We start from the raw sequence: 13,106 nt of genomic DNA, 5'->3' as shown, positions 1-13,106 counted from the left end.
TGCCGGCCGCATAAAGATTGATCGACGCACTGCTTTCCATGACCACAGGTGCCCCGTAGGCCCGGGTTGGAGAGCTGGCATCGCGAACGCGATGGGTGCGGTACCAGGGGAAATTCAAAGTGATGAAGCAGTCTGGCCCGGCGGCAGGTGTCGCTGCGCGCGTATGTGCGAAATCTGAATTACCCCAGCGGCACGCTCTGCAATGGCAGGCACCGAAGCGCTCGTCCTGGCGACGACTGGCCTTCCTGGCACTGTGCTGCCTGGCGCCTGCTGCCTGGGGCGCGGACCTGCAGATCAGCAACCTATCCGATACCGGCTACGACCCGACCCCGGTAGGCGGCCCCGTCGTCTATCACGTGGTGGTGGAGAACGGCGACATCGATACGGTGTCGAATGCCGTTGCCTTGTTCGATCTGCCGGTGGGCGCGACGCCCGGCACGCTGCCCGCGTTCTGCACGAGCCTCGGCGGTTCGCCGGTGCGGATCCGTTGCGACATCCCGACCTTGACGCAGGCCGCGTCGTCGGCCGCCTTCGACATCCAGATGAACACCGCCGGGATGACGGCCGGCACCGTGCAGATCCATGGCGCAGTGGGCTTCTCCGGCACGCTGCCCGGTGCAGGTGAAGCGCTCAACGCGTTGCCGCCTACGCACCCCTTCTATGGCAGCGACAGCGACACCGACAACAACCACCTGAGCCAGGGCACCACCCTGCAGCAGTCGGGCGACCTGCGGCTGACCAAGTCGGCGACGCCGTCGCCGGTGATCGGCGGCGGTGAGGTCACCTACACGTTGCAGGTGTTCAACGATGGCCCCGATGCGTCGGCTGGCTTCAATGTCGTCGATACGTTGCCGGCCGGCGTCAGCCTGGTGCCGGGCAGCTTCCTCGGGTCGGGCTGGACGTTCAACGCCGGCACGATGACGGCGACGCACGCCGGATCACTCGCCAGCGGCACCAGCAGTTCCTTCACTTTTCGCGCGAAGGTCAACGTCGGCAGTGGCAACGTCACCAACGCGGCGGTGGTCAACGCCGGTGCGATGCCCGATCCGAACGTGGGCAACAACACGGCGGATGTGACCACGCCGGTGACGCCCGGCGCCGACCTGATGATCAGCAAGAGCGCCAATCCGGCGCCGGCGATCGCGGGCGAGCCGATCACGTTCAACATCCAGGTCCGCAACCTGGGCCCCAGCGCGGCCACTAACCCCCGCTGGACCGACACGTTGCCTGCCGGATTCACCGTCACCGGCGGCAACCAGCCCGCGGGTTGGGCCTGCACCACGAGTGCGGGCGACACCGTGCGCGGCTGTACGCTTGCCGGCGATCTCGCGGTGGGCGCGATCGTGAACTTCACCATCGAGGCGATGGTGCCGTCCAACGGTGCCAACAGCAGCGGCAACGTGACCAACACGGCCACGGTGGCCTCTGACACGGCGGATCCCGTGTCCACGAACAACACCGGCAGCACCACCTTCAGCGTGGTGCCCGACGGCGCCGACCTGGGCCTAGCGAAGAGCAAGGCGCCGGCCCTGGTCGCGATCTGGCCCGGCACCGGCGACGACAGCGACAGCCGCATGACGTCCACCATCGCCGTCCACAACTACGGTCCGCGTGCGGCCACCGGCAACGTGCGCGTCGTGGATACGCTGGCGCCGGGCGAGGAATACGTCAGCGGCGGCAACGCGGGCGAATGGACCTGTTCAGTGGCGCCGCCCGTCTGGAATTCGGGTGGCCCGACCCAGGTCGTCACCTGCGATCTGGATGCCTCGCGCTATCCGCTGGCGAGGAACCAGGATGCGCCCGACCTGCGCATCATCACGCGCGCGCGCACCGCCGACATCGCCCTGACGAACAACGCCTGCACCGGCGGTTCGGGCGGTTCGCTCGAACCGCTCACCGGCAGCATCGACGAAGACCGCAACACGACCAACGATTGCGCGGGCGATGGCACGCGCACCACCAACGATCGCGTCGACCTGCAGATCGAGAAGTGGACCAACGCGCCCGGCGCGGGCGACAACACCATCGCGGTCGGCACCGACAGCTTTACCTACACGCTGCGCGTGACCAACCTGGCGATCACCGACGCGGTGCCCGCCACCGGCATCGTGGTCAACGACACGCTGCCGGGCTTCGTACCGGCGTCGAACGGCCTGCCCAGCACGGGCATCTCCGTCAATGCGCCGGCCGGCTGGAACTGTCCCGTCAACGGCGCGTCGATCGTCTGCCGGTCGAATACGACCGCGCTGAATCCGGGCGCGTTCGCCGACATCGTCATCACCGTCTCGCGGCCGCTGTTCGACAGCGTCGGCCAGAGCCCGGGCAGCTGCGGTGTAGGCGCGCCCGCATCGGGCGCGTTCTGCAACATCGCCGGCGTCGCGGTGGATCCGGCCGTTGCGGATTCGGTGGGCGAGGTCAACGGCGCCAACAACCAGGCCAGCGACTGGGTGCGCATCGAGCGCGAAGCGAACATCCGCACGACCGCCAAGAACATCACCACCGGCAACGTCGGCCGCGCCGGCGTGAACAGCCAGTACGTGATGTCGTACCTCAATGAAGGCACCGCCGCCGTGCCCGGCGTGGTCTTCCGCGACACCTTCACGATTCCGGCCAACGATGCCGGCTTCGTGCTGGTTTCGGCGACGCGCACGCCGGGCACCGTGGCGTGCACCGCCACGCCGGCGGGCGGCCTGACCGCCACCAACACGGCCGGTGGCATGTCGTATGCCAACCCGACCGGTGCGCCGCTGCAACTGGCGATCGACTGCCCTGCGCTGAACATGGCGCATCGGCAGAGCGAAGACATGCGGGTGACTATCCGCCCGAACGTCAACAGCGGCAACAATCCGACCGGTCGGCAATTCGACAACACGGCGGGCTTCAGCATCGCCGGTGGCGCGACGGGTAGCGATGCCAACGGTGCCTTCGACTACAACACCGACACCTCGGTCGCGGACGACCAGAAGACCGCGTCGCTGACCTTCCAGCAGGGCGTGGCCGACCTGATCGTCAACAAGACGGATCTCGGGTTCACCGGCGGCGTCGATCCGCTGGGCTACGACGCCCTGAATCCTGCCAATAACCTGATCACCTACCGCATCTCGGTGCGGAACGTGGGGCCGTCGGTCGCGACGAACGTCAGGATCCAGGACACCTACCGCGTGCCCAACGGCCGCCAGGTGCGCTTCATGGGCATCGCGCCCGGTCCGATCGGCGGTCCGTCCGCCGGCTTCAGCACGGCGGGTTGCACGGTCACTTCGGTGAATCCGTTCACCGGCACCGGCACGACGCCGGGCGACACGGGACTGAGCATCGAATGCGACGTGCCCGGTGCGGGCTTCGGTGCGAGCGACACCGCCGGCATCCTCGGCGTGAACGCGACCAGCTACATCTACGTGCAGTACCGCTACGAAACGCCGCCGGGTGCGAGCGGCGATACCGCCCGCAACTACGTCACCGTGGGCGGCGCCGAGCTCGATCTCAACACGGCCGACAACAGCGTCGACGAGCAGACTTCGATCCGCGCACGCGCCGACGTGGGCGTGACCAAGCATGTGTTCACCGATCTTCCGAGCAGTGATCCCGATGTGGCGTTGCCGGCATCGCCGGCAACCACGGTCGCGTTGCGCCAGCCGTTCTACTGGGTGATCGAAGGCGCGAACAACGGTCCCGGCGCCAGCCTGTCGCGCGACCGCACCGGCACCAGTCCGTTGAACGGCACCGGTACCGTGATCACCGATACCTTGCCCGCCGGCCTGGAAATCCTCGGCAGCACGACCTGGCAGAAGAAGGGACCCTTGCCGGGCGGGGATGAGCAGCCCAACGGTACGGGCCAATGCACGGCCGCAGGCCTGGCGCTGACCTGCCGCCTCGGCGATATGACGGTGACCGGCAAGGTGCGCGTGATCATTCCCGTGCGCTGGACGACGTACCCGGGTGCCACGGCGCAGATCAACACCACCAGCATCACCACCGAGCAGGTGGATCCGAACCCGACGAACAACACGGGCACGGAAGACATCCTCGTCACCCGCTCGTCGCTGGCAGGCGTGGTGTTCCAGGATCGCAATCGCGCGGGCGCCAACGGCGGCACGCACCAGGGCACCGCGACCGAGCCCGGCATCGCTGGCGTGACCATTACGCTGACCGGTACCGACGCGTACGGCAACCCAGTCAACCGCACCACGACCACCGACGCCAACGGCGCCTACAGCTTCGCCAACCTGTCGCCGGCCGACGCGACCGGCTACACGCTGACGCAGACGCAGCCTGCGGGCTACGTCAACGGCCCGATCGATCCGCCGACCGCGGGCGGCAGTGCGCCGTCGCTGGGCGGAACGTATGTGGCAGGCGCGCCGAACTCGGCGATCAGCGCGATCGCCGTCGGCGCGAGCCAGGCCGGCGTGCGCTACAACTTCCCGGAAGTGCGCCGTCCTTCGCTGTCCGGCTTCGTCTACGTCGATGGCAACTTCAACAACGTGCGCGACGGCGGCGATGGCGCCATCGCCAACGCCACGGTCGAACTGCTGAACGCGGCCACCGGCGTGGTCATCACCACCGCACAGACCAACGCGAGCGGCGCGTACAGCTTCGCCAACCTGGATCCGCTGGTCGTCTACACGCTGCGCGAAGTCCTGCCGGCCGGCACCTACCAGAACCGTCCGACCGCGGTGAACGCCGGGCTGATCGGCGGCGTCGCGTGCGCCACCGGCTGTACGCCGGGCACGGGCGTGGCCGGCGATGCCGCCACCACCGACCGCATCAGCACCATCGATCTCGGCGCGGGCACCGACGGCACCGTGTTCAACTTCGGCGAAGACGCCGTGGCCGGCATCAGCGGCAGCGTCTACGTCGACCGCAACGGCAACGGCGACTTCGATGCGGGCGATGCCGGCACGACGAACTCGCGGCCGAACGGCGGCCTGCAGGGCGTCACCGTCACGCTGACCGGCGCGGGCGCCGACGGCATCTTCGGCAACGGCGACGATCCTGCGCCGGTGGTGCTGCAGACCGATGCCACCGGTGCCTACCAGTTCACCGGCCTGGTGGTCGGCCAGAACTACCGCGTCACCGAGACGCAGCCCGCGGGCTACGGCAACGGCACCGAGCACCCCACCAACGTCATCGACGTCGCCGCGTTGCCCTCGGTCGGCGTCTCCGGCCGCGACTTCGGCGAAACGCTGGGATCGCTGGCGGGCGCGGTGTACGAAGACTTCTCGACTACGGCGGCGAACAACGACAACGGCAGCTTCGATGGCGGCGAGAATCCGATTGCCAACGCCACGATCACGCTGACCGGCACCGACGTACTCGGCCATCCGGTCAATGTCACCGTGCAGACCGACGCCAGCGGTGCCTATGTGTTCCGCGACCTGCTGCCGCCGACCGGCAGCTACACGATCACCGAGACCCAGCCGGTCGGTTACATCGATGGCCGGCACACGCCGGGCAACGCGGCGACGCCGGGCACGGCGACCACGTCGAACGTCATCGACGGCATCGTCATCACCGAGGGCCAGGCGGCCACCGGTTACCTGTTCGGCGAACTCGCCAACGCCATCATCAGCGGCACGGTCTACCTGGATCGCGACGATGACGGCGGCCAGGATGCGGGCGAGTCCGGCCTTCCGGGCGTGACCGTGGTGATCGAGGGTGCGGGCCCGGATGGGGTGTTCGGCACGCCGGACGACCTGCCGCCGGTCACGCTCACGACGGACGCGAGCGGCGGCTACAGCTATGGCGGTGCGATCACCGGCCAGAACTACCGCATCGTCGAGACGCAGCCGACCGGCCTGGCGAACGGCCAGGAAAACCCGACCAACACCATCACCGTCACGAACCTGCCGGCGAGCGGTTCCAGCGGCAACGACTTCGGCGAACGCGCGGCAGCGCTGTCCGGCAACGTGTGGCTGGATGCGAACAACAACGGCGTGCGCGATGCGGGCGAGAACGGCATCGCCGGCGTCAGCGTCTCGTTGCCCGCGGGCACCGTGGATGCGCTGGGCAATGCGGTCATCGCGATCGTGACCGACGCCAACGGCAACTACCGTTTCGACGACCTGCTGGCCGGTACCTACACCGTCAGCGAACAGGCGGCCCAGCCCGTGGTCGGCGGCGTGACCACGATCAACGGCTCCACCGTGGCCGGCACCGTCGGCGGCAGCGCCAGCGGCACCGCCACGCCGGTCGCGACCGTGCCCAGCGCGGTCGCCGGCATCGTGCTGCCCGCGGGTGGCGCGTCGATCAACAACAACTTCGGCGAAACGCTCGGCGTGGCGCTGTCGGGCCGCGTCTTCTTCGATGCGAACAACGACGGCCTGCAGTCGGGTGCGGCCGAGACCGGCATCGATGGCGTGACCATCACGCTGACCGGCACCGACGACACCGGCGCGAGTGTCTCGCTCAGCACCACCACCGACGCCAACGGCGACTATGCGTTCGAAGGCCTGCGTCCGGGCACCTACACGGTGACCGAACCGACGCAGCCGACCGGTACCAGCAACGGACAGACCGTCGCCGGCACCATCGGCGGGACGCCGTCGGGCACCGCCACGCCGATCACCACCGTGCCCAGCGCGATCAGTGCGATCGATCTGACGACGCCCGGTGCGAACTCGGTGGGCAACAACTTCGGCGAGATCCCGCTGAACAGTTCGATCGGCGGCCGCGTGTGGCGCGATACCGACAACGACGGCGTCGTCGATCCGTCGGAAGCAGGCATCGGCAATGTCGTCGTGCGCCTGACCGGCACCGACCTGGCCGGCAACACGATCACCCGCGAAGTGACCACGCAGCCGGACGGCACCTACGCCTTCACCGAGCTGCCGCCGGGTACGTACACCATCACCGAGCCCGAGCAGCCCACCGGCACGCTCAACGGCATCACCAACGCCGGCACCGGTGGCGGCACTGCGACGCCGCCGACCTCTACGCCATCCGTCATCAGCGGCATCACCCTGGGCGTGGGCGAGGACGTCACCGGCAACGACTTCGGCGAAGTCCCGGCCGGCGCGATCAGCGGCCGCGTCTACAACGACGGCAACAACAACGGCGCCATCGACACGGGCGAGGGCGGCTACGCGAACGTGCAGGTGGTGCTGACCGGCACCGACGACCTCGGCCAGACGGTGAACGTCACCGTCACCACCGATGCCGACGGCCGTTACCGCTTCGACGACCTGCGCCCGGGCACGTACACCGTGACCGAACCGACGCAGCCGCCGGAAACGCTCAACGGGATCACCAGCGCCGGCACCATCGACGGCACGGCCGTCGGCACCGCCACGCCGGTGACGACCACGCCGTCGGCGATCAGCGGCATCGTGCTGCCGCCGGGTGGCGCGTCGATCGACAATAACTTCGGCGAGATCGGCGATTCGCCCGACCTGGTGGTCAGCAAGACCGCCACGCCGGCGATCTTCACCGTCAACAACACCGCCACCTACACGCTGCGCGTACGCAATATCGGGCAGCAGCCCAGCGCAGGCGAGTACGTGGTGGAAGACCGCCTGCCGGCCGGCCTGACGCTGGCGGCGACGCCGGTGGGCGCGGGCTGGACCTGCACCGGCGCGCTCGGCGACGACCGTTTCCGCTGCGCGAGCAGCACGGTGATCGGCGCTGGCGTGACCTCGGCCGACACCATCGTCGCGTCGGTGCGCGTCGCGGCCACGGCCGCCACCGGTACGCCGGTGAACAACGCGGTGATCGTCGAGGGTGGTGGCGAGAACGAGTTCCGCACGCCGACGCCAGACGAACGCGCCGACTTCGAAGGCAACCCCGGCGACCTGCCAGTGTGCGATCCGGCGATCACGCAGAACGCCTGCCGCCTGCCGACGCCCGTGCAGTTGTCGGCATCCGTCTCGGGCACGGTGTGGTTCGACCAGGGCAGCGATTTCGGCCGCATCGACGGCGGCGACCGCCGCCTGTCCGGCTGGGTGGTCGAAGTCGTCAACGGCAATGGCCAGGTCGTCGGCACGACGACCACCGGCGCCGACGGCTCGTACTCGATCGCCGACCAGGTGCCGGGCATTCCGCTGAGCATCCGCTTCCGCGATCCGGCGACGGGCGTGGTGTGGGGCCTGCCGGTGAGTGGCGAGACGATCGCCGGTCCGCCGGTGCCTTGCGATGCCGCCAGCGCGATCGCCAATGGCACCGCCAGTTCCTGCCGCAGCAGCGATGGCGGAAGCACGCACCTGTCGGTGGTGCTGGCGCCGGGTGCGAACCTGCCGCAGCAGAGCCTGCCGCTGAATCCGGGCGGTGTGGTCTACGACGCGACCACGCGTACGCCGGTCCCCGGCTCGCGCGTCACCCTGACGCCGATCGGCACCTGTGCGGGTTACTCGCCCGAGCAGCACGTGCTGAACGCCGCGCTGGGCGGTTACACCGTGCAGGGCACGTCGGTATCCATGAGGGTAGGTGCGGAAGGCTTCTACCAGTTCCTGCTGGGGCCGGACGCGCCCGCATCGTGCCGCTTCCAGCTGGCGGTGACGCCGCCGGCCGGCTACACGTTCGAGTCCGGCATGATTCCGGCCGAGACCTCGCCGCTGACGCCGCCGTCCACGCCGGGCGAAGGCTATCCGGTGCAGACCAACGCGACCGCGCCGACCGGTCCGGTCGGGACGTCGACGACGTATTACCTGGAACTGACGCTGGGTTCGGGCGTCGCCGTGCCGGTGCACAACCACATCCCGCTGGATCCGCAGATCGCGCCGGGCCTGGTCATCACCAAGACCGGCGACCGCAAGACCGTGGAAGTGGGCGATAGCCTGGTCTACACGATCACCATCCGCCAGACCGCGGGTGCATCGATGGGCACGGTCAACGTAATCGACCGCCTGCCGCACGGCTTCACCTTCATCGATGGCACCGCGCGCGTCGACAACGCCGGCATCGCCAATCCGCTCGGCAAGCCGGGCCCGACGCTGGTGTTCGACGTCGGACCGCTCGCGGTCGGCCAGCAGAAGGTGCTGACGTATCGCGTGCGCGTGGGCGTCGGCAGCCAGCAGGGCGACGGCATCAACCGCGCGCGCGCCTGGGGCTGCTCGATCGACGGCGGCTGTGTGGATCCGACCACGCTGACGCCGTATCCGAACGGCGGCGTGGTGCCGTCCAATCCGGCCGAGTACCGCGTGATCGTCAGTGGTGGCGTGTTCGCCGACGAAGGCTGCGTACTGGGCAAGATCTTCGTGGACTGCAACGTCAACCACGTGCAGGACAAAGAAGAACTGGGCATCCCCGGTGTGCGCATGTACTTCGAGGACGGCACCTGGATGGTCAGCGACGTGGAAGGCAAGTACAGCTACTGCGGCCTGCCGCCGAAGAGCCACACGCTGAAGGTCGATCCGTCGACCCTGCCCGTGGGTTCGCGCCTGACCACCAGCAGCAACCGCAATCTGGGCGACGCGGACAGCTTGTTCATTGATCTCAAGAACGGCGAGCTGCATCGCGCCGACTTCATCGAAGGCAGCTGCTCCAACCCGGTGATCGAACAGGTGAAGGCGCGCCGCACGCAGGGCGAGATCCGCGCGCCGGAGACCGAGCGCAACCAACAGCCGTTGCGATTCGAGAGCAAGCCGGCACGCGCACCGCAGCAGGGCACCGATTCGGCCAACCAGCGGCCGATCGTCGACCCCAGGCCCACGACGAGTGGGCCGACAAGCACGGATGGCGCACGCAACGGGGAGATGCAGCCATGAGCCGCTTCGCCCCGCGTCCGTCGATCTTCATGGAATCCCGTGCCATGCCTGCTCCGCGTCCTTCGTTCCATCCGCTCGCGCTGGCGCTGGCCCTGGCGGTGACGCCGGCGCTTGTGCAGGCGCAGGCCGTTTCCGGCGACCAGCGTTTCACGCCCGTTCTGGGCGAGGCCACGCCGCTTTACCCGCAATCGCCAGAATCGCAGCGCACCGCGTCGCAACCGTTGTACGCGCAGCCTGGCAACGTCGACTACAGCGTCAACGCCGGCGTGGACCGCGTCGTCGTCGAGGTCGACCGCGACGGCGTGCCGGCCGATGGCCAGTCGCCGGTCAAGGTGGTCGTGCAGCTGTACGGCGCCGACGGCAAACCGATGGCGGGCGAGTCGTTCGCCACCATCGAGCACAGCGGCGGCCGCATCAAGCTGGCCGACGGTCGCACGGACGAGTTCGGTCCGGGCCGGCTGGACGCCGATGAGGTCACGCCCGGTATCCAGTTGCCGGTGCGCGACGGGCGCGCCGAGTTCGAGCTGCTGGCACCGCACGATCCGCAGGATGTGCTGTTGCGCGTGACCTCGGGCAGCCACAGCGCGGAAGGCGTCATCGGTTTCGTGCCGGAAATGCGGGAGCTGATCGCGACCGGCCTGATCGAAGGCGTCATCAACTTCCGCCGCAAGGGCGACAGCCTGATCAACGGCACGCAGCAGGGCGACGGATTCGAGCGCGAGATCCGCCGCTGGGAGAAGCAGTTCAACAACGGCAAAGCCAACGGCGCGGCGCGTGCTGCGTTCTTCGTCAAGGGCACGATCAAGGGCGAGTACCTGCTGACTGCCGCCTACGACTCGGACAAGGAGGTGCGCGCGCGCCTGCTGCGCGACATCCAGCCGGAAGAGTTCTATCCGGTGTACGGCGATGCGTCGCTGCGCGGCTTCGATGCGCGGTCGGCGGAGCGCCTGTACGTACGCGTGGACAAGGACCGCAGCTACCTGCTGTACGGCGATTTCCAGACCGGCGACAACATCGCGACGCAGACCGGCGTGGATTTCGGTGCGCGGGCGGGCCAGCGCGTGCTGGGCACGTACAACCGCACCGCGACCGGCTTGGGTTGGCACTTCGAGAATGCGCGCGTGCGCGGCAACGTGTTCGCCATCGAGGATTCGCTGCGCCAGGTGATCGAAGAACTGCCGGCCGCTGGCAGCGGCCCTTACGGCCTGCGCAACAATGCAGTGCTGGAAGGCAGCGAGCGCGTGGAAGTGGTCGTGCGCGACCGCAACCAGCCTTCGCGCATCGTCTCGGTGCGTCCGCTGGGCCGGCTGGTCGACTACAGCTTCGAGCCATTCTCCGGCCGCATCCTGCTCAACAGCTTCCTGCCCTCGTTCGACAGCGACCTCAACCCGGTGTCGCTGCGCATCACCTACGAACTGGACCAGGGCACCGAGAAGTTCCTGGTGGTGGGCGCCGATGCGCAACTGCGTCTCGGGGCGAACGGTGAGATCGGCGGTTCCTACGTGGACGACCGCAATCCTTTTGCCGCCTTCGAGATGGGAAGCGCGAACATTGGTTACAAGCTGGGCGCCAACACCTGGCTGGTCGCCGAAGCCGCGCGCACGCGCAGCGAGGTCAACACCAACAGCGTCAACCAGTACGGCACGCCGGGCCTGCAGGGCTTGAGCGGGCTGGTGGAAGGCGATGCATGGCGGGTCGAACTGGGACATGCCAGCAAGGCGCTGGACTTCAAACTGTTCGCCGGCCAGTCCGATCCCGCGTTCAACAACCCGGCGTCGCCGCTGTACGGCGGTCGCGGCGAGTACAGCGTGAACACGCGCTGGCGCCTCAACGAGCGCTTCGAGCTGTATGCCGAAGGCCTGCGCAGCGAAGACCGCAATCCCGATGGTGGCGAGCGCGATGCCGCCAGTGCGGGCACGCGGGTGAAGGTCACCGACAGGCTGACGCTGGACTTCGGCTACCGCGCCATCCGCGAAACCGTCGGCGCGTACTACACCTGGGCGACTAGCAGCGGCTACGGCAACATCGGCGGGCTGTCTGGCGGGTATGCCACCGGCTCGGGCGGTGGTGCGCTCGGTTACGGCCAGCAACCGCTGGATCCGCTGACCGGCCTGCCGATCATCAGCAGCGGCAATCCCAACGACGTGGCCAGCGGCCTGCCGGTGGGCACCGAATTGTCATCGGACATGCTGCGCATCGGTGCCGGCTACCGCGCCAGCGACCGTTTCAGCATCGGCGGCGAAATCGAGCAGGACATCCATGGCGAGGACCGCAACCGCGTGGCGCTGGGCATGGATTACCAGCTGCGCGAACGCAGCCGGATCTACGGCCGCTACGAGAAGCAGACCGGCATCAGCGGCGTGAACGGCCTGACCCAAGATGGGCGTGAAGCGGATACGGTCGCGCTAGGTGTGGATACCAGCTTCATCAAGGACACGCAGCTGTTCTCCGAGTACCGCCTGCGCGATGCCATCGCCGGCCGCGATATCCAGGCTGCCTCGGGCATGCGCAACCGCTGGGACCTGCGCGAAGGCCTGCGCCTGGATACAACGCTGGAGCACACCAACGTCATCTCCGGCAGCATCGGCGATTCCACCGGCATCGGCTTTGCGCTGGACTACAGCGCCAATCCGCTGTGGCGCGGCAACGTACGGCTGGAACACCGCATCTCCGACGACGTCGCCGGCACGCCGACCAACGAGGCCTACAACACCACGCTGCTGCAGTTCCTGGCGGCGCGCAAGTTGAACCGCGACTGGACGCTGCTGGCGCGCAACTACCTGTTGCGCACCGAGTACGACGCGCGCGGCGACGTGCTCCAGGACCGCTTCCAGATCGGCGCGGCGTATCGCGATACCGACACCAACCGCGTCAATGCGCTGGCCCGCTACGAGTACAAGCTGGAGAAGGACGAAAGCGGCATGGACGGTACCGGCTTCGGCTCGGATACCGGCCAGGACATCCGCAGCAGCGCGCACATCGTCTCGGCACACGCGGACTGGCACCCGTCGCGGCCATGGTGGCTCACCGGCCGGGTGGCGGCGAAGTGGCAGCAGGACAGCTTCTTCTACGCCGACACCGGTCGCGTCGACGACGACTTCAACGCGGTGCTGGTGTCCGGCCGCATCGTCTACGACATCACCGAACACTGGGACATCGGCGTGCTGGGTTCGACCTTCCGGGGCCAGGACGGTGCCAACCAGTATGCGTTCGGCATGGAAGTCGGTCGCCTGCTGCGGCAGAACCTGTGGCTGTCGGTGGGCTACAACGCCACCGGCTTCCGCGGCGACGATGACCTGACCGGCTACGAGTACACGCAGCAGGGCGCGTTCATCCGCCTGCGCTTCAAGTTCGACGAAGACCTCTTCCGCAGGGAAGACGCCCGCTACCGCGATCCGGTGCGCTGAGGAT

The 13,106-nt window shown here is 68.3% G+C and carries 2 protein-coding genes; both read left to right on the top strand.

The genetic code is table 11. The features are described 5' to 3' along the window. The first annotated feature begins 122 nt into the window (after nucleotides 1-122). Nucleotides 123-9,695 (top strand): SdrD B-like domain-containing protein, encoded by a 9,573-nt coding sequence (locus BM365_RS08490; protein ID WP_093488276.1) that lies wholly within the window; start codon nucleotides 123-125, stop codon nucleotides 9,693-9,695. Further along, nucleotides 9,692-13,102, top strand: a complete 3,411-nt coding sequence (locus tag BM365_RS08485; RefSeq protein ID WP_093488274.1) for a TonB-dependent receptor — start codon at nucleotides 9,692-9,694, stop codon at nucleotides 13,100-13,102. Before BM365_RS08490 ends, BM365_RS08485 begins: the two co-directional genes overlap by 4 nt. Nucleotides 13,103-13,106 lie beyond the last annotated feature (4 nt).

Origin of the sequence: Pseudoxanthomonas sp. YR558, assembly GCF_900116385.1 — a bacterium.
Lineage (GTDB): Bacteria > Pseudomonadota > Gammaproteobacteria > Xanthomonadales > Xanthomonadaceae > Pseudoxanthomonas_A.
This window is presented reverse-complemented; position numbering and strand designations above follow the sequence as displayed.